This is a genomic window from Serratia sp. AKBS12, assembly GCF_024793895.1.
GTDB lineage: Bacteria > Pseudomonadota > Gammaproteobacteria > Enterobacterales > Enterobacteriaceae > Serratia_F.
The window spans coordinates 1-17,515 of sequence record NZ_JANUSB010000011.1 but is presented as its reverse complement, the minus strand read 5'-3'; the positions used below and the strand labels follow the sequence as shown (position 1 = coordinate 17,515).

The following is a 17,515-nucleotide window of genomic DNA, read 5'->3' as shown; positions in this document are numbered from 1 at the left end:
TTAAATATTAGCGATCGACCCAGCCCAGAGTACGCTTGGCAAACGCATCGCGCACCGGCGGCAGGTGTTCCATCGCCATCAACCCCAGATTGCGACCCACCACCAACGGCGCATAACGATTAGCGAACAGGGAGATCAGGCCATCGGTGACGCCAACCGTCGCCTGCTGGTCTTGCTGCCGCCGCTGCTGGTAGTGGCTCAGCAGCGTAAAGGCACCTAGATCTTCGCCGCACTCTGCCGCTGCGGCCAGAGTTTCCGCCAGCGTCATTACGTCACGCAGGCCCAGATTGAATCCCTGCCCGGCAATCGGATGCAGCGTTTGCGCGGCGTTGCCCACCAGCGCCAGGCGATGGGTGACGTGCTGGTTGGCGGTGAGCAAGCTGAGCGGGTAGCTGTGGCGTTTACCAACCTTCAGCATACGCCCCAGACGCCAGCCAAACGCCTGTTGCAGCTCGGCTAGAAACTGCGCGTCGTTCCAGCCGTCGACCCGCTCACGATCGCTACGCGCATGACACCATACCAACGAACTGCGGCCGTGACTCATCGGCAACAGCGCCAGCGGCCCATGGCGGGTAAAGCGCTCGAAGGCTCGCCCTTGCGGATCCTGTTCGGTGGTGAGGTTGGCGATGGTGGCGAACTGCGGATAATCCCGCCGCTGCCAGTGCATATTGCACGCCTGCGCCAGTGCAGAACGCGAACCGTCCGCGGCGACCAGCAATTGGCCACTCAAGCGCTGGCCATTATCCAACTGAACCTCGGCATGATCGACGCTGCGCTGCACCTCCAGCACCCTGGCCGGACAGTGCAACGTCACGCCTGGTGCCTTGGCCAGTAGCGCAAACAGCCGCTGACCGGCGTCGTACAGTTCAATCACCTGGCCAAGCGCTGCTACCTGATAATCCTGCGCGCGCAGATTGACGAAGCCGGCGTGGCCGCGATCGCTAACGTGCACATGAGTAATCGCAGTAGCGCAATCGCGCAACGCCGGCCAGACGCCGATACGGTCCAGCTGTTGGCAGGTTCCCTGCGCCAGGGCAATCGCCCGTGCGTCAAATCCCGGATGGGAACGATCGTCCGGCGGCGTCGCCTCGATCAGATCGATCTTCACCTGTCCCTGCGTAAGCGACGACAGGGCCAGTGCCAGCGTCGCGCCGGCCATGCCGCCGCCAACTATGATTACGCTCATGTTATCTTGCCGCCGCCATCAGCGCTTCAATGGCATCGGCGTCTTTTACTACCTGTGCGGTCAGATTTTCATTACCGTCGGCAGTGATCAGAATATCATCTTCGATACGAATGCCGATGCCGCGATACTCCTCTGGCACCTCGGCGTTCGGAGCGATGTACAGGCCCGGTTCAACCGTCAGCACCATGCCCGGTTCCAGCAGCCGATCGCGGCTTGGCGTACCGTAGTGGCCCACATCGTGGACGTCCAGCCCCAGCCAGTGACTCAGGCCATGCATAAAGAACTGGCGATGTGCCTGCTCGGCGATCAACTGCTCCACGTCGCCTTTCATCACCCCCAGACCAACCAGGCCCTTGACCATGATGCGCACCACCTCGTCATTCACTTGGCGGATGCTTGTGCCTGGTTTGAAGGCCCCAAGCGCATAATGCAGTGACGCCAGCACGATGTCATATACCGCACGCTGCGGCTGGCTGAACCTGCCGTTAACCGGGAAGGTGCGGGTAATGTCACCCGCATAGCCTTGATACTCGCAACCGGCGTCAATCAGCACCAGATCGCCGTCACGCATTTCGCTTTCGTTTTCGGTGTAATGCAGGATGCAGCCGTTTTCGCCGCTGCCGACGATGGTGTTATAAGCCGGGTAACGCGCCCCCAGGCGAGTAAATTCGTGGTGTATTTCCGCTTCCAGCTGATATTCAAACATCCCCGGGCGGCATTTTTCCATCGCCCGGGTGTGCGCCTGCGCGCTGATTTCGCCGGCGCGGCGCATCACGGCAAGCTCTTCCGCCGACTTGAACAGCCGCATGTCATGCAGCCACGGCCGCCAGTCGGTTACGCTGGCCGGCGCCTGCAGGTTCTGGCGGAACCCGTTGCGCAACCGCCCCAGTGCGGCAAACAGAATGGCATCCGCATAGTCATATTCGCCCTGGGCGTGATACACCACGTCCAGACCGTTGAGCAGCAGATGCAGTTGATCATTGATCTCATCAAACGGCAACGCGCGGTCCACGCCGAGTTTGGCCGGTGCTGCGTCCTGCCCCAGGCGGCGACCGAACCAGATTTCTGCCGTCAGATCGCGAACCCGGTTGAACAATACGCTGTGATTATGCGTCTCGTCACTTTTCACCAGGATCAATACCGCTTCCGGCTCGTTAAAACCGGTGAGGTAGTAAAAATCGCTGTTCTGGCGGTAAGGATATTCTGAATCTGCACTGCGCGTTGCTTCCGGCGCCGAGAAAATCACCGCCGCACTGGCCGGCGCCATTTTAGCCAATAGCGCCTGCCGGCGATTCTGGTATTCCTGCTGAGTCATGTCCCTCTCCTGAAATCTGTCTGCTGCTGGTGAGCGATACGCAAGTAACCTGCGGTTTAGTGTAGCGTGGGTTTGACGTTTTCCGGCGCGGTTGGCTTGCGGCGGCTGAATTCGGTATGGCAAAGGATCGCCGCGACGCGCACGTACTCCACCACTTCTTCCAGCGACTGCTCCAGCTCTTCCTGGTCTTCGTCTTCGTCGTAACCCAGTTGCGCGATGTTGCGCAAATCGTCAATCGCCTCGCCCACTTCGTCCTTCACCTGCGCCAGCTTCGGCTGCATCATCCCCAGGCCAAGCAGGAAGTGGTTCACCCAGCCTGCCAGCGCATCGGCGCGTTCAAATACCGTCACCGCCTCACCGTCCGGCATCATCAACTGAAACATGAACTCATCGTCTTCCAGCGTTTCACGAGTAATTTCATACAGTTGTTGCAACGGCAGGCTCAACGCCTGCGGAAAGGCCACGCCGTCGTTGGTCAGATCGTGCATCAGCGTTTGCCAGCTGGCGTCACGACTGCCGCCGCACAGCATACCGCTGAGCAAGCCGTGCATTTCGGCTGCGGTCAATGCCACCGACTGCCCCTTGAGGGCAACGGTCAAAGATTGGTAACTTGGAAATGTATTCTGTATAGACATGCGTATTCGTCATCGTTGGCAGGATAAGTTCGTGTTATGCTACCACCAAGGTCCGTGGTTATACCAGATAAGCACGCCCCCACAGTGGCTAGTTATAATCGGTATGTGCTAGGGTTCACTCGGTACCGTCCGGGATAAAAATGGCGTTATGTCCGCATTTTGACACCGTTTTTTGACTGGCGCCGCGCCGCACAGTAGATTACAACCAGGTACTGGTAAAAAGGGGTTGTATCTCGGTACTAGGGTATATATAGTGTCGCCCGCTTCGGCAGACCGAGGCTGGCGCGAAATTTAGGCAGGAAGGTGGCATGTCTGCACAACCGGTAGATATTCAAATTTTTGGCCGCTCGTTAAGAGTCAATTGCCCGCCAGAACAACAAGATGCGTTGAACATGGCGGCGGACGATCTTAACCAACGGTTGCAAGATCTTAAAGTTCGCACTAGAGTCACAAATACTGAGCAGTTGGTTTTCATCGCAGCTTTGAATGTTTGTCACGAACTTGCACAAGAACGCTTGAAAACGCGCGATTATGCGGCCAATATGGAACAACGCATCCGCATGCTGCAACAGACCATTGAACAGGCGCTGCTTGAACAAGGTCGCATCGCTGACCGTCAGGATGCACAATTCGAATAACTTAAGTTGTTGAAGCGACAGCCTCGACAATGAGTAAAAAATTTCTCTGAGATGTTCGCCAGCGGGCCAGTCCCCTGAGCCGATATTTAGTACCAACAGAATGTGATGCTCCGCGATCGGTGTGCATGCTCGCCCGTCGAGAAGCCTTAAGATTGCGACAGCACGTTCACCTTGAACCATGGGTTCAAGGGTTACAGCCTGCGACGGCATCTCGGAGATTCCCTTCATGCGGTTTATGGGGCCACCCATCACAACGCGCCATGCAAACTATGCCTTTTCAGCCTCAGTTCGCCATACAACGTCAGGCCATCCGTAACCATATCCGTCAGCAACGCCGAGCGTTATCGCCTGCATCACAAAAGCTGTTTGCCGAACAGATCGCCGAGCGCATCGCCGCTCATCCGCGCATTGCCGCAGCACGACGCATCGCGGCATTCCTGTCGTTTGACGGGGAGCTCGACACCCGCCCGCTGATCGAACGCCTGTGGCAGATGAACAAACAGCTGTATCTGCCGGTGCTGCATCCGTTCAGCGCCGGACACTTGCTGTTCTTGCGCTATACCGCCGAAACGCCGATGACTCACAACCGTTTCAATATTGTTGAACCGCAGCTCGACGTCCGCAACGTGTTGCCAACCCGGCAGTTGGACATCATATTGGCACCACTGGTTGCCTTCGACCATACTGGACAACGGCTGGGGATGGGCGGCGGATTTTACGATCGCACACTGCAGCACTGGCAGCATGGAGGTCCTTACCCGATCGGTTTGGCGCACGATTGCCAGCAGGTCGACGCCTTGCCGGCAGAGCATTGGGATGTTCCGCTGCCGGAGATTATCACCCCGTCAACGGTCTGGGCGTGGCAGATCGTCGAATAACAAAAAGGCCGGGCTAAGCCGGCCTTGGGAATGGTCGCGTTAGCGCAATTCTGGTTACAACAGCAGACGGGCACGGATGGTGCCCTGAATGGCTTTCATGCGCTGCAGTGCCGCATCGGCACGCTCGGTTTCCGCTTCGACATCAATCACCACATAGCCGATTTCCGGGCCGGTTTGCAGATACTGCGCCGCAATGTTGACGCCCTCTTCCGCAAAGATCTGGTTAATCTGCGTCAGCACGCCAGGGCGGTTTTGGTGAATGTGCAGCAGACGGCTGGCGTTCGGGCCATGCGCCGGCAGCGACACTTCCGGGAAGTTGACTGCTGACAGCGTAGAGCCATTGTCGGAGTACTTCGCCAGTTTGCCGGCCACTTCATCACCGATGTTTTCCTGCGCTTCCTGAGTGGAGCCGCCAATATGTGGCGTCAGGATCACGTTATCAAACTCACACAACGGCGAGTTGAACGGATCGCTGTTGGTTGCCGGTTCTTCCGGGAACACATCGATCGCCGCCCCCGCCAGATGGTTGCTGGCCAATGCATCGCACAACGCAGGAATATCCACTACCGTACCGCGTGAGGCGTTAATCAGGATCGCGCCCGGCTTCATCAGTGCCAGCTCTTCCTGGCCCATCATGTTCCTGGTAGATAGCGTTTCCGGCACGTGCAGCGTCACCACGTCGCTCATGTTCAGCAGGTCCGACAGATGACGCACCTGTTGCGCATTGCCCAGTGGCAGCTTGTTTTCGATGTCGTAGAAGAACACTTTCATTCCTAGCCCTTCAGCCAGAATGCCCAATTGGGTACCGATATGGCCATAGCCAATGATGCCGAGCTTTTTGCCGCGCGCTTCAAACGACCCGACGGCCAGCTTGTTCCACACGCCACGGTGTGCTTTGGCATTGGCAGCCGGAATGCCGCGCAACATCAGCAGCAGCTCACCCAGCACCATTTCAGCCACGGATCGGGTATTGGAGAATGGCGCGTTAAACACCGGAATACCGCGTTTGGTCGCCGCTTTCAAATCAACCTGGTTGGTGCCGATGCAAAAACAGCCCACCGCGACCAGTTTCTCGGCGGCGGCAAAAACTTCCTCGGTCAGATGCGTACGCGATCGAATGCCGATGAAGTGAGCATCGCGGATCGATGCCTTAAGCGATTCGGTGTCTAATGCACCTTTATGGTATTCGATGTTGGTATAACCGGCTGCGCGCAGGTTATCTACCGTACTCTGATGAACCCCTTCCACTAACAGGAACTTAATCCTGTCTTTCTCCAATGATACTTTTGCCATTTACCCGACCCTATGTTCAGACTTCAGAAGCGGCTGCGTTATCCAGATCCAGCCGGTTTTCACGTTGGCTTGCCATGGCTGCGCGTCAGCGCCCCACCTGCCCGGCATGGCTCGTTCGCTGCCGTGTTGCCACGTAAAAATTTCGCTACAAATGGAACAGCACAGCACCAACATAACAAAAATAACGCCAGCGGCAATACAAACGATTGCCTGCCCGTCAGCACAAGGCCAAAGGCAGCCGGACGATTCTGGTGGAAAATGCTATAGGGAAAGAAATTGGCGGAAGCTTAACGGAAATTATTACCAAGATGTGACATATGTCACCAAATTTACCGTGATAAATAAAACATGTTTTCTGCCATAAATTATGCCGAACGCGGCCCCAGCGGTTTGCCAATGCTCAATGCGACGATACACGCCGCGCAGCGGCGGCGATTGCCCGGACCACGGCGGCTAACGGCTTATTTGACCACCTTGACCCCGTTAGGGGTACCGATCAGCGCAATGTCGGCACCACGATTGGCAAACAGCCCAACGGTCACCACGCCGGCGATGCCGTTGATCTTATTTTCCAGCGCGATAGCATCAAGGATGTTCAGATTATGCACGTCGAGGATCACGTTGCCGTTATCGGTCACCACGTTCTGACGGTATTCCGGCAGCCCGCCGAGCTTCACCAGTTCGCGCGCGACATAGGAACGCGCCATCGGGATCACTTCCACCGGCAGCGGGAATTTTCCCAATACTTCAACCTGTTTGGAGGCGTCAGCAATGCAAATGAACTGACGTGCAATGGCAGCGATGATTTTCTCGCGCGTCAGCGCCGCGCCGCCGCCCTTGATCATCTGCATATGGCCATTGATCTCGTCGGCACCGTCGACGTAAATATCCAGCTCGTCAACTTCATTGCTGTCGAACACCGGGATCCCCAGACTTTTCAGCTTGGCGGTCGAGGCGTCGGAACTGGAGACTGCGCCCTTGATCTGATGTTTGATCGATCCCAGCGCGTCGATAAAGTGCGCCGCGGTAGAGCCGGTCCCCACCCCGACGATGGTATCCGGTTTGACATATTCCAGCGCCGCCCAGCCTACCGCTTTTTTCAGTTCATCCTGCGTCATGGTATTTACATTGCCTATGTACGAAAACGTGTGCGTATTATAAGGTAATTCGCTGTTTTGCACTCCGGCAGGATCACAAATTGTGGCATAGTGCCTAAATCAAACGACTTTAAGGGATATCTCTCCGATGAAACGCCCAGACTATAGAACGCTACAGGCGCTGGACGCGGTGATCCGTGAGCGTGGCTTTGAGCGCGCGGCACAAAAACTCTGCATCACTCAATCGGCGGTATCTCAACGCATTAAACAGTTGGAAAACCTGTTCGGTCAGCCGTTACTGGTTCGCACCGTGCCGCCGCGCCCCACCGAACAGGGGCAGAAACTGCTGGCCCTGCTGCATCAGGTAGAGCTGCTGGAAGAAGAGTGGCTGGGCAACGATACCGGCGTTGATACGCCGCTGCTGCTGTCGCTGGCGGTCAACGCCGACAGTCTGGCCACCTGGTTGCTGCCGGCGCTCAAACCGGTTCTGGCGGATTCGCCAATTCGCCTGAATCTGCAGGTGGAAGATGAAACCCGCACCCAGGAACGCCTGCGCCGCGGCGAAGTGGTAGGCGCGGTCAGTATCCAGCCGCAGCCGCTACCGAGCTGCCTGGTGGATCAGCTGGGCGCGCTGGATTATCTGTTCGTCGCCTCGCCGGGCTTTGCCGAGCGCTATTTCCCTAACGGCGTGACCCGCTCCGCGCTGCTGAAAGCACCGGCGGTGGCCTTCGATCACCTCGACGACATGCATCAGGCTTTTTTACAGCAAAACTTCGACCTGTCGCCGGGCAGCGTGCCGTGCCACATCGTCAACTCGTCCGAAGCCTTTGTTCAACTGGCGCGGCAAGGCACCACCTGCTGTATGATCCCGCACCTGCAAATAGAAAAAGAGCTGGCGTCCGGCGAACTGATCGATCTGACTCCGGGCCTGTTTCAGCGCCGCATGCTGTTCTGGCACCGCTTTGCACCGGAAAGCCGCATGATGCGCAAAGTGACCGATGCGTTGCTGGCGCACGGGCACCAGGTGTTGCGTCAGGACTAAAAAGAAAAGGTTCGCCGTGGCGAACCTTTCATTTGCTTGCTGCTGTGGCGCTCTACTGCGCTGCGTTACGCTGCAGTTCGAACACCACGTCCACCTGATCGTCAAAGTGAATACTTTGCTGCTCGTAGGTTTGCGCAGCGCTGTTTTCCGGCGCGTCGCTGGCGGCTTTGTACATGCGCGCCACCGGCATTGGCTGGTAGTTGGCAACGTGATAGCGAATGCTGTAAACCGGGCCCAGTTTGGCTTTGAAGCCCTGTGCCAGTGAGGCAGCCTGCTGGGTGGCGTTTTCAATCGCCTTCGCGCGTGCCTGCTGGCGGTAAACGTCCGGGTTGGCGACCCCCAGTTCAACGGCGCGGATCTCGTTCAGGCCAGATTTCAGCGCCCCGTCCAGCAGTTCGTTCAACTTGTCCAGTTTACGCAGCGTCACCTGTACCTGACGCACCGCACGGTAACCTTTCAACACCGATTCGCCGGTTTTCAGGTAATCGTATTCCGGTTGCGTGCGTAGATTGGCGGCGCTGATGTCTTTCTTCTCGATGCCGTTTTTTTGCAGGAAGTCGAAATATTGCGCCACGCGCTCATCAACCTGTTTCTTCGCCTGTGCCGCATCCTTGGAGGACACGCTGACTTCAATTGCCAACGTTGCAATATCTGGGGTGGCGTCGACGCTGGCGGTACCAGACGTGACCACATGTGGCCCTTCCGGTACTTCCGCCGCATGCAGCGCCAAAGGCAGCGTCCCTAATCCAACCATTGCGGCCATAGCCAATGCTTTAAGCTTCACAGTGTCTCCTTAATGACAGGCTGTTCTGATTACTCGCCGATCATCCTCAACCGACAGCCAATCGAAAGCAAATTTGCAGAAATTTACTCAAGCAACTGAAGATGGGGACAACAACGGGTTCCTTGTCATCAAACGTAGCATATCGCCCGGTGTTTTAAATTCAGATTAGTGACAAATTCTTGTTAATGGGCGCCTTGCCACGCCAACTGCGCGGCAATCAACCACATCACCACCCCTACCAGAACGTTGACGGTCCGTTGCGCCAACGGGGTCTTCAGCCACGGCGCCAGCCAGGCGGCCAGCAGTGCCAGTGCAAAGAACCAGGTGATCGACGCGCTGACTGCGCCAAAGGCAAACCAGGAACGCACCTCCGGCGCCAACTGCCCCCCCAGGCTACCAAGCACGACAAAGGTGTCCAGATAGACATGCGGATTCAACCAGGTGACCGCCAGCATGGTGGCCAGCAGGCGCCAACGGCTTTGTTTCATCTCCTGTGCGCTGGCTACGGCAAGGTGTTGGCTGAAAGCGCTGCGAAACGCCCCCCAGCCGTACCACAACAGGAACGCCACTCCCCCCCAGGTCACCAGCGTTAACAGCAACGGCGACCGCCCCAGCAGCGCGCTACCGCCGAAAATGCCGGCGCAGATCAGTGCGATGTCACTCAGCGCGCACAGCGAGGCGATCATCAGATGATATTGTCGACGGATCCCCTGATTCATCACAAAAACGTTTTGCGGCCCGAGCGGCAGGATCATCGCGGCGCTCAGGGCAAAACCCTGTAAAAAGACGGTTAACATGGTGTTCCTCTGAAAGGTCAACAGGCGCCTGACGAGGGCGCGTACGGGTCAATACGCGCATCATACGAGGGGATGATTATTAGGGGAAATGGATAGTTCTAATCATTCATTAGCCAAACTGATTGGGCCGATCGGGCAATAAAAAAGGGAGCCGAAGCTCCCTATGTCGTGCTATCTGACGGATTACTCCGGCTGCTGCGCCGGCGCCTTTTCGATATGGCGCACGTGCACATCCATCTGCGGGTACGGGATGCCGATGCTGTTGGCATCCAGCGCACGCTTGAAGTTTTCCATCAGGTCGAAGTATACGTCCCAATATTGGGCGTTGGTGGTCCATGAGCGAGTGACGAAGTTCAGCGAAGAGGCAGCCATCTCGTTCAGGCGTACGGTAACACCCTTCTCATGCATAATGCGTTTGTCGTTGGCAATCACCTCGTTCAGCACTTTCTTCACCAGATCGATGTCGGCGTCGTAGGCTACGCCGACCACGATATCCACCCGACGGTTAGGTTCACGCGAATAGTTGATGATATTGCCGGCGATGATTTTACCGTTTGGCACCACAATAGTTTTGTTATCCGGGGTGCGCATGGTAGTGGAAAAAATCTGCACCTGATCGACGGTGCCGGCAATGCCGCCCAGATCGACGTACTCACCGGCACGGATCGGGCGGAAGGCCACCAGCAGCACGCCGGCGGAAAAGTTGGACAACGAGTCCTTCAGTGCCAGGCCAACCGCCAGACCGGCGGCACCGAGTACCGCGATAACCGAGGTCGTCTGCACGCCCACCCGGCCCAATACGGCAATAAAGGTGAACGCCAGGATGCTGTAGCGCGCCATCGCGGACAGGAAGTCGGCGACCGTGGCATCAATACCACGCAGTTTCAATACCCGGTTCAGCGCGTTGCCAATCATGCGGGCAAGGATCGACCCCACGATCAAGATGGCAATTGCCGCGATCACGTTTACCGCATACTGAATCAATAAATCCTGGTTTTTCACCAGCCAGTTACCGGCACTGTTAATGCCGTTTACTACGTTGAGATCTTCCATTCTAACGTCCTACTTTAAAGCTCCCCGAGGGAGAAATAGCAAAAGCACCGGTATGCCCGGTGCACAAACCACCCAGGTAAGGGTAACCAACAATGTAGCGTGATGCCAATTTTGGCAAAAAAACGTCGCCGACGAAATCCGTAGCGCGCCAAAAAACAAAGGCTCCCAGCGGGAGCCTTTGCAGGTCGAGCGAACGGTGCGGCATAGCACACCGGGCAGCAAGATTACAGAACGTCGATAGCGTTCAGATCTTTGAATGCCTGCTCCAGACGAGTCACCATGCTGGTTTGCGCAGCGCGCAGCCAGACGCGGGGATCGTAGTATTTCTTGTTCGGCTGATCTGCACCTTTCGGATTGCCCAGCTGGCTTTGCAGATAACCTTCGTTTTGTTTGTAATATTGCAGGATGCCGTCCCAGGTCGCCCATTGGGTATCGGTATCGATGTTCATTTTGATCACGCCGTAGCTGACGGACTCTTTGATCTCGGCATCGCTTGAACCGGAACCGCCGTGGAACACGAAGTTCAGGCTGTTGTGCGGCAGGTTGTACTTCTTGGAAACGTAGTCCTGAGAATCACGCAGAATGGTTGGCGTCAGTTTTACGTTGCCTGGCTTGTACACGCCGTGCACGTTGCCGAAGGAGGCAGCGATGGTGAAACGCGGGCTGATGGCGTTCAGTTTTTCGTACGCATAAGCCACGTCTTCCGGTTGGGTATACAGCGCAGAAGCATCCATGTGGCTGTTGTCCACGCCGTCTTCTTCACCGCCGGTGCAACCCAGTTCGATTTCCAGCGTCATGCCCAGCTTCGCCATACGTGCCAGGTACTTGCCGCAGATTTCGATGTTTTCTTCCAGTGATTCTTCAGACAGATCGATCATGTGGGAAGAGAACAGCGGTTTGCCGGTAGCGGCAAAGTGCTTCTCGCCGGCATCCAGCAGGCCGTCGATCCATGGCAGCAGTTTCTTCGCACAGTGGTCGGTATGCAGGATAACCGGCACGCCGTAGTGTTCAGCCATCTGATGAACGTGATGCGCGCCGGAGATTGCGCCCAGAATCGCAGCGCCCTGTGGCACGTCAGTTTTCACGCCTTTGCCTGCGATGAACGCGGCACCGCCGTTGGAGAACTGAACGATGACAGGTGAACGCACTTTCGCCGCAGCTTCAAGCACCGCGTTGATGGAGTCGGTCCCCACACAGTTGACTGCTGGCAACGCAAAGTTGTTCTCTTTGGCTACTGCGAATACTTTCTGAACGTCATCACCCGTGATGACACCCGGTTTTACGAAATCAAAAATTTTAGACATGTTACTTTGTCCTGTTTCGTTGGCCGTTATACCCTTCGTCTTTCAAGACGCGGCGACATTGGCATCCCTTACTTGCCGTGCCTGCCCGGCTGTGCCGGCTGGCGAGAGGTCAGTTCGATCGCCGCCTGCCACACCTCGAAATCCGTTGGGTAGAGATGGAGGTAAATCGATTTTTCATGCCGCGCCGCCGTAGCAGAGCGGTATAAAACAAACGGGCGGCTTTCGCCTCCCGTTGTCTGAATTACTGCTTAGCGCGTTGTTCCAGCATCACCACTGCCGGCAGCTGTTTCCCTTCAACGAATTCCAGGAATGCGCCACCGCCGGTGGAAATGTAGGAGATCTTGTCAGCAATACCGAACATGTCGATCGCTGCCAGGGTGTCGCCGCCGCCCGCGATCGAGAAAGCGTCGCTTTCTGCAATGGCGCGTGCAACGATTTCGGTACCCTTACGGAAGTTAGGGAACTCGAATACGCCAACCGGACCATTCCACAGAATGGTTTTGGCGTTCTTCAGGATAACGGCCAAACGCTCGGCTGAGACGTCGCCCATATCCAGAATCTGCTCGCTGTCTTGGATTTCGTTCGCCTGTTTTACCGTTGCTGCGGCAGTTTCGGAAAACTCGGTGGCTACGCGCACATCGGTTGGTACCGGAATGTCGCAGGTTTCCAGCAGTTTTTTGGCGTTCGGGATCAGATCGGGTTCGTACAGCGACTGGCCGACATTGTTGCCTTGCGCGGCAACGAAGGTGTTGGCAATACCGCCGCCAACGATCAGCTGATCGGCAATTTTGGACAGGGAGTCCAGCACGGTCAGTTTGGTCGATACTTTAGAACCGCCAACGATGGCAACCATTGGGCGCGCAGGTTCTTTCAGCGCTTTGCCCAGGGCTTCCAGTTCGCCAGACAGCAATGGGCCGGCACAGGCTACCGGTGCGAACTTGCCCACGCCATGGGTGGAGGCCTGCGCACGGTGTGCGGTGCCAAACGCATCCATCACATACACGTCGCACAGCGCCGCATACTTCTTGGAGAGGGTTTCGTCGTCTTTTTTCTCGCCCTTGTTGAAGCGCACGTTTTCCAGCACCACCAGCTCGCCTTCGGCCACGTCAACACCGTCCAGGTAGTCTTTCGCCAGACGTACCGGGTTTTGCAGATGATCTTTCAGGTAGTTTACCACCGGCAGCAGCGAGAACTCTTCGTTGTACTCGCCTTCGGTCGGACGGCCCAGGTGGGAGGTCACCATAACGCGGGCGCCTTGCTTCAGCGCAGCTTCGATAGTCGGCAGGGAGGCGCGGATACGCGCATCGGAAGTCACTTTACCGTCTTTTACCGGTACGTTCAGATCGGAACGAATCAGAACGCGTTTTCCCGCCAGATCCAGATCGGACATCTTGATTACAGACATGGTGAACCCTCTTGGTTGATTCTCTATAAACTATAAAGTTGCCTGAGCGGCGCATCATCGCGGATGCCGCCGTACTAGAAACCGCTTGCGGCCATTGCCCGTGTTGTATCCAACATCCGGTTGGCAAAGCCCCATTCATTGTCGCACCAGACCAAGGTCTTGATCAGGTGCTGCCCGCTAACCCGCGTCTGGGTGCCGTCGACGATGGCACTGTGCGGGTCGTGGTTAAAATCAATCGAGACTAATGGTAGTTCCGTATAGTCAACTATACCACGAAATGATCCCTGTGCGGCCTTTTGCAACAACTGGTTGACCTCTGCCACCTTCACCGCCGCGCTAACGCTGACGCTGAGATCGATGGCGGTAACATTGATGGTCGGCACGCGCACCGAGATCGCTTCAAAACGATCGCAAAACTGCGGAAATATGCGGGTAATCCCTGCGGCCAGCTTGGTATCGACCGGAATAATCGACTGGCTTGCCGCACGGGTACGGCGCAAATCCGCGTGATAGGCGTCTATTACTGGCTGATCGTTCATCGAGGAGTGAATGGTGGTCACGGTACCGGATTCAATGCTGTAGGCATCGTCCAGCAGTTTAATGACCGGAATAATGCAATTGGTGGTACAGGAGGCGTTGGACACGATGCGGTGCTCCGCCTGCAGCGTCTGGTGATTTACCCCGAATACCACGGTGGCGTCCAGATCGTTGCCGCCCGGGTGCGCGAACAGGACTTTCTTCGCCCCGGCGGCCAGATGCGCCTCGCCATCCGCCCGACTGCCGTAAACCCCGCTGCAGTCGAGCACCACGTCAACCCCCAGTTCCCCCCACGGCAAACGCTCCACCGCCGGCTGGTGCAGCAGACGAATGCTATCATCGCCCACGCTCAGCACATCGCACTCCTGGCGAACGTCCCAGGCGAAGCGCCCATGGCTGGAGTCGTATTTCAACAGGTGAGCCATGCCTTCGGCATTTGCCAGCTCGTTGATCGCCACCACGGTGATTTCTGCTCGTCGACCCGATTCATACAGTGCGCGTAAAACGCTGCGGCCAATACGGCCAAAGCCGTTTATCGCTATGCGGATGGTCATGCTGCTCCCTGAAGAAGGCCATTCCCGTCGGTGCTGACGCCGGATGGGGTGGCGCTGACTGGTTATCATGCTAACCTGCATAGAGTACTTTAGCGCACTGCCTGCTGTGAATCGCTGCGTTGCATTATTCGTAAACCCTGTTACCGCAATAACCGCTCTCTCTAGCCTTTCAGCCAGTTATTCGCCTCAACTGAAACGCTTCAGCCGAGCATAAACCAAAGTTTTTCGAAAAGGAACAGCCCGGACAGTCCGGCTGTTAACTGGACGGTATTTTGCGAAAATAAAATGATCTAGCGCACATTTTCAGTCACCCTGAATCCCTATCTTGGGGATGACTATAATCCACTACAAGGAGTTAAAATGAGTGAAGTCAAAATTGTTGCCACGCTGACCCCGTTTCCCGAACACGTCGACGCAGTGAGAAAAGCGGCGCGCGCCATGGTCGCCCCAACCCATCTGGAGCCAGGTTGCCTGCAGTACGATTTCCACGAATCCCAGGAAACCAACGTCAAAGAGTTGGAAAAGCCCGGCAAGGTGTCGTTTGTGTTTATTGAACGCTGGACGTCGGTAGACGATCTGAAAAAGCACGTCGCCATGGACTATCACGATCGTTTCCTTGAAGAACTGGACGGCAAGCTGGAAAGTCTGAACGTGCAACGATTGACCCAGTTGGAAAAGTCGAAATAAAGCGAACGCTTGAACAAGGGCGCGATGCGCCCTTGTGTTACTCGCGGCTGAACAAGTATTCCGCCTGCGGCGCGGCACCGCCGTAATGCCGTTCGAAATACTGCCGTAAAAACTCCACCGTCACCCGCACCTTGGCCGAAGTCGCCAAGCGTGAAACATATACCGCCCAAATATTCGCAGGCTGATAATAATCGGACAGAATATGCACCAGCTTGCCGCTGACGATATTTTCCTGCACGTCCCAATAGGAGCGCAGCGCCACCCCCTGCCCGTCAAGACACCACTGGTGTACGATTTCACCATGGTTGGAGGCCAGCGCACCGGTAACCTTGATGGTCTCCTCGCCGCCCGGCCCTTGCAGACGCCAGATGCCGAACGGCATATCGCGCTCCTTGATCACCAGGCAGGCGCGGCCCGACAGCTCGTTCAGCGTTTTCGGCATGCCGTGTCGGGCCAGATACGCCGGCGAAGCGCACAGAATACGCCGGTTATCCGCCAGCTTGCGCGCAATCAGGTTCGGCGCGATGTCGTCGCCGACGCGAATATCCAGATCGAATCCCTCGCTCACCAGATCCACCAGCCGGTCGGACACGTCCAGCCGCAGCTCCAGTCGTGGATACTGCATCGCCAGCACCGACAGTGCCGGGGCGATAAAACGCCGGCTGAAGCCATGGCTGCTGACAATCCGCAGCGTGCCTTGCGGTTCCTGACGAATGGTGGAAACTTCATCCATCATGTGATCGACATCGTTGAGGATGCGTTGCGCCCATTCATAAATGCGCTCGCCATCTTCGGTAATCGCCACCCGCCGCGTGGTACGGTGCAGCAACGAAACGCTCAACGCCTTTTCCAGCAAGGCGATGCGTTTGCTGATAAACGCCGGCGATACCCCCATCTCCTCTGCGGCGGCGGCAAAACCGGCCCGACGCGCCACCAGCACAAACACCCGTAAATCACTCAGCAGCGGCATATTATTCATGATACGTGTTTTATGTTTTACCATTTAGCGGATTGATTAACGGTTAGTCAATTATAGGATGGTAACGGTGTCAATCCTCCCGACCTATAAGTGAGACCTCTGATGAACAAAACCTACAAAATCGCGGCGATACCGGGCGATGGCATTGGCCAGGAAGTATTGCCGGAAGGCCTGCGTGTCATGCAGGCGGCATCAGCCAAATGGGATCTTTCGCTGGAGTTTGTCACCTTTGACTGGGCCAGCTGCGATTATTATCTGCAACATGGTCAGATGCTACCGAATGACTGGTTCGAACGATTACAGGGCTTCGACGCCATTTATTTCGGCGCCGTCGGCTGGCCGGACAAAGTGCCCGATCACGTCTCGCTGTGGGGGTCCTTGCTGAAGTTTCGCCGCGACTTCGACCAATACGTCAACCTGCGTCCGGTGCGTCTGTTCCCCGGCGTCGCCTGCCCGCTGGCCAATAAAAAGCCCGGTGACATTGACTTCTACGTGGTGCGGGAAAACACCGAAGGCGAGTACTCGTCACTGGGCGGGCGCATGTTCGAAGGCACCGAGCGTGAAATGGTGGTGCAGGAATCGGTGTTTACCCGTCAAGGGGTGGATCGCATCCTAAAATACGCCTTTGAACTGGCGCAGCAGCGGCCGCGCAAATCCCTTACCGCCGCCACCAAGTCCAACGGCATGGCCATCAGCATGCCGTACTGGGATGAGCGCGTCGCGGCGATGGCCCAGCATTACCCGGATATTCGCTGGGACAAGCAGCATATCGACATTCTCTGCGCCCGCTTCGTGCTGAACCCGGAGCGCTTCGACGTGGTAGTGGCCTCTAACCTGTTCGGCGATATCCTGTCGGATCTCGGCCCGGCCTGCACCGGTACCATCGGCATTGCCCCCTCCGCCAACCTCAACCCGCAACGCGACTTCCCGTCGCTGTTCGAGCCGGTACACGGTTCTGCGCCAGATATTTATGGCCGGAACATTGCCAATCCAATCGCCATGATTTGGGCCGGTGCGATGATGCTCGACTTTCTCGGCGACGGCGATCGTCGCTACCGTCAGGCGCACGACGACATTCTTGCCGCCATTGAACGCACCATTGCCAGCGGGCCGCGAACGCCGGATATGCAGGGTGATGCCTCGACCCAGCAGGTCGGTGCGGCGATCGCCGATTTACTGCAATAAAAAAGCCCGGCTGAAAGCCGGGCTCAGACTGATGACAAACCTCATTCCTGCACAGAGCGAGTAGAGGTCAATCAATTTATTGATTTTCGGCCGATCGCCACAAAGCAGGGAAAACCACGTTTTTTCCTGCTTTGTCAGCAACCTAA

At 56.7% G+C, this 17,515-nt stretch carries 17 protein-coding genes and 1 other RNA gene; 6 read left to right on the top strand and 12 right to left on the bottom strand.

What is annotated here, in order from left to right; all coding sequences use genetic code 11:
• Positions 1-7: 7 nt before the first annotated feature.
• From ubiH to NYE85_RS08680, 3 genes are read right to left on the bottom strand one after another with little or no spacing between them, the layout of a single operon-like run.
• The gene (gene ubiH / locus NYE85_RS08690) at positions 8-1,186 is read right to left on the bottom strand and encodes a 2-octaprenyl-6-methoxyphenyl hydroxylase (protein WP_259004342.1); all 1,179 of its coding nucleotides are present in this window, start codon (positions 1,184-1,186) and stop codon (positions 8-10) included.
• Position 1,187: 1 nt separating this feature from the next.
• Positions 1,188-2,501, bottom strand: a complete 1,314-nt coding sequence (gene pepP, locus NYE85_RS08685; protein ID WP_259004341.1) for a Xaa-Pro aminopeptidase — start codon at positions 2,499-2,501, stop codon at positions 1,188-1,190.
• 56 nt (positions 2,502-2,557) lie between these two features.
• The gene (locus tag NYE85_RS08680) at positions 2,558-3,136 is read right to left on the bottom strand and encodes a YecA family protein (RefSeq protein WP_259004340.1); all 579 of its coding nucleotides are present in this window, start codon (positions 3,134-3,136) and stop codon (positions 2,558-2,560) included.
• 308 nt (positions 3,137-3,444) lie between these two features.
• Between NYE85_RS08680 and zapA the strand changes: the two genes are divergently transcribed.
• The 3 genes from zapA (at position 3,445) to NYE85_RS08665 (ending at position 4,652) form a co-directional block, all read left to right on the top strand.
• Positions 3,445-3,774, top strand: coding sequence for a cell division protein ZapA (gene zapA / locus NYE85_RS08675; protein ID WP_004958986.1), 330 nt, complete (start codon positions 3,445-3,447; stop codon positions 3,772-3,774).
• A 40-nt stretch (positions 3,775-3,814) separates the two neighbouring features.
• Positions 3,815-3,996, top strand: a non-coding RNA gene (gene ssrS / locus NYE85_RS08670) — 6S RNA.
• Between the two features lie 47 nt (positions 3,997-4,043).
• Positions 4,044-4,652 (top strand): 5-formyltetrahydrofolate cyclo-ligase, encoded by a 609-nt coding sequence (locus tag NYE85_RS08665; RefSeq protein ID WP_259004339.1) that lies wholly within the window; start codon positions 4,044-4,046, stop codon positions 4,650-4,652.
• Between the two features lie 54 nt (positions 4,653-4,706).
• Here NYE85_RS08665 and serA read toward each other — a convergent pair whose 3' ends face one another.
• Positions 4,707-5,945 (bottom strand): phosphoglycerate dehydrogenase, encoded by a 1,239-nt coding sequence (serA, locus tag NYE85_RS08660; protein WP_259004338.1) that lies wholly within the window; start codon positions 5,943-5,945, stop codon positions 4,707-4,709.
• A gap of 461 nt (positions 5,946-6,406) precedes the next feature.
• Entirely contained in the window at positions 6,407-7,063 is a 657-nt protein-coding gene (gene rpiA / locus NYE85_RS08655) for a ribose-5-phosphate isomerase RpiA (protein ID WP_259004337.1), read from the bottom strand.
• Positions 7,064-7,190: 127 nt separating this feature from the next.
• Here rpiA and NYE85_RS08650 point away from each other — a divergent pair, with 127 nt between their 5' ends.
• Positions 7,191-8,084, top strand: a complete 894-nt coding sequence (locus NYE85_RS08650; protein WP_004958979.1) for a LysR family transcriptional regulator ArgP — start codon at positions 7,191-7,193, stop codon at positions 8,082-8,084.
• Positions 8,085-8,136: 52 nt separating this feature from the next.
• Here the strand turns inward: NYE85_RS08650 and NYE85_RS08645 are convergent, their stop codons facing one another.
• The 6 genes from NYE85_RS08645 to epd all read right to left on the bottom strand — a co-directional run bounded on the left by NYE85_RS08645 (position 8,137) and on the right by epd (position 14,518).
• Positions 8,137-8,868, bottom strand: a complete 732-nt coding sequence (locus NYE85_RS08645) for an oxidative stress defense protein (protein ID WP_259004336.1) — start codon at positions 8,866-8,868, stop codon at positions 8,137-8,139.
• A gap of 182 nt (positions 8,869-9,050) precedes the next feature.
• On the bottom strand, positions 9,051-9,665 hold the full coding sequence (gene argO, locus NYE85_RS08640; RefSeq protein WP_259004335.1) for an arginine exporter ArgO: 615 nt from the start codon (positions 9,663-9,665) through the stop codon (positions 9,051-9,053).
• A gap of 183 nt (positions 9,666-9,848) precedes the next feature.
• Positions 9,849-10,718, bottom strand: coding sequence for a small-conductance mechanosensitive channel MscS (mscS, locus tag NYE85_RS08635; protein ID WP_259004334.1), 870 nt, complete (start codon positions 10,716-10,718; stop codon positions 9,849-9,851).
• A gap of 224 nt (positions 10,719-10,942) precedes the next feature.
• Positions 10,943-12,022, bottom strand: coding sequence for a class II fructose-bisphosphate aldolase (fbaA, locus tag NYE85_RS08630; protein WP_259004333.1), 1,080 nt, complete (start codon positions 12,020-12,022; stop codon positions 10,943-10,945).
• 241 nt (positions 12,023-12,263) lie between these two features.
• Positions 12,264-13,427 carry a phosphoglycerate kinase gene (pgk, locus tag NYE85_RS08625; RefSeq protein ID WP_259004332.1) on the bottom strand — a complete coding sequence of 388 codons (1,164 nt, stop codon included), beginning with the start codon at positions 13,425-13,427 and terminating at the stop codon, positions 12,264-12,266.
• A 74-nt stretch (positions 13,428-13,501) separates the two neighbouring features.
• Positions 13,502-14,518 carry an erythrose-4-phosphate dehydrogenase gene (gene epd / locus NYE85_RS08620; protein WP_259004331.1) on the bottom strand — a complete coding sequence of 339 codons (1,017 nt, stop codon included), beginning with the start codon at positions 14,516-14,518 and terminating at the stop codon, positions 13,502-13,504.
• Between the two features lie 360 nt (positions 14,519-14,878).
• Between epd and NYE85_RS08615 the strand changes: the two genes are divergently transcribed.
• Complete coding sequence (locus NYE85_RS08615; protein WP_259004330.1) at positions 14,879-15,205, top strand: putative quinol monooxygenase; 327 nt, start codon at positions 14,879-14,881, stop codon at positions 15,203-15,205.
• A 37-nt stretch (positions 15,206-15,242) separates the two neighbouring features.
• Here the strand turns inward: NYE85_RS08615 and NYE85_RS08610 are convergent, their stop codons facing one another.
• Positions 15,243-16,184: a LysR family transcriptional regulator gene (locus tag NYE85_RS08610; RefSeq protein WP_259004329.1), complete on the bottom strand. Its 942-nt coding sequence runs from the start codon at positions 16,182-16,184 to the stop codon at positions 15,243-15,245.
• A gap of 102 nt (positions 16,185-16,286) precedes the next feature.
• On the opposite strand from NYE85_RS08610, the gene NYE85_RS08605 reads away from it, so the two are divergent.
• Positions 16,287-17,369: a tartrate dehydrogenase gene (locus tag NYE85_RS08605; RefSeq protein WP_259004328.1), complete on the top strand. Its 1,083-nt coding sequence runs from the start codon at positions 16,287-16,289 to the stop codon at positions 17,367-17,369.
• The last annotated feature ends 146 nt before the right edge of the window (positions 17,370-17,515 follow it).

Excerpts from the sequence above, each read along its gene's own strand:
- ubiH (WP_259004342.1), bottom strand. The coding sequence starts at position 1,186 with ATGAGCGTAATCATAGTTGGCGGCGGCATGGCCGGCGCGACGCTGGCA.
- pepP (WP_259004341.1), bottom strand. The coding sequence starts at position 2,501 with ATGACTCAGCAGGAATACCAGAATCGCCGGCAGGCGCTATTGGCTAAA.
- NYE85_RS08680 (WP_259004340.1), bottom strand. The coding sequence starts at position 3,136 with ATGTCTATACAGAATACATTTCCAAGTTACCAATCTTTGACCGTTGCC.
- zapA (WP_004958986.1), top strand. The coding sequence starts at position 3,445 with ATGTCTGCACAACCGGTAGATATTCAAATTTTTGGCCGCTCGTTAAGA.
- NYE85_RS08665 (WP_259004339.1), top strand. The coding sequence starts at position 4,044 with ATGCCTTTTCAGCCTCAGTTCGCCATACAACGTCAGGCCATCCGTAAC.
- serA (WP_259004338.1), bottom strand. The coding sequence starts at position 5,945 with ATGGCAAAAGTATCATTGGAGAAAGACAGGATTAAGTTCCTGTTAGTG.
- rpiA (WP_259004337.1), bottom strand. The coding sequence starts at position 7,063 with ATGACGCAGGATGAACTGAAAAAAGCGGTAGGCTGGGCGGCGCTGGAA.
- NYE85_RS08650 (WP_004958979.1), top strand. The coding sequence starts at position 7,191 with ATGAAACGCCCAGACTATAGAACGCTACAGGCGCTGGACGCGGTGATC.
- argO (WP_259004335.1), bottom strand. The coding sequence starts at position 9,665 with ATGTTAACCGTCTTTTTACAGGGTTTTGCCCTGAGCGCCGCGATGATC.
- mscS (WP_259004334.1), bottom strand. The coding sequence starts at position 10,718 with ATGGAAGATCTCAACGTAGTAAACGGCATTAACAGTGCCGGTAACTGG.
- fbaA (WP_259004333.1), bottom strand. The coding sequence starts at position 12,022 with ATGTCTAAAATTTTTGATTTCGTAAAACCGGGTGTCATCACGGGTGAT.
- pgk (WP_259004332.1), bottom strand. The coding sequence starts at position 13,427 with ATGTCTGTAATCAAGATGTCCGATCTGGATCTGGCGGGAAAACGCGTT.
- epd (WP_259004331.1), bottom strand. The coding sequence starts at position 14,518 with ATGACCATCCGCATAGCGATAAACGGCTTTGGCCGTATTGGCCGCAGC.
- NYE85_RS08615 (WP_259004330.1), top strand. The coding sequence starts at position 14,879 with ATGAGTGAAGTCAAAATTGTTGCCACGCTGACCCCGTTTCCCGAACAC.
- NYE85_RS08610 (WP_259004329.1), bottom strand. The coding sequence starts at position 16,184 with ATGAATAATATGCCGCTGCTGAGTGATTTACGGGTGTTTGTGCTGGTG.
- NYE85_RS08605 (WP_259004328.1), top strand. The coding sequence starts at position 16,287 with ATGAACAAAACCTACAAAATCGCGGCGATACCGGGCGATGGCATTGGC.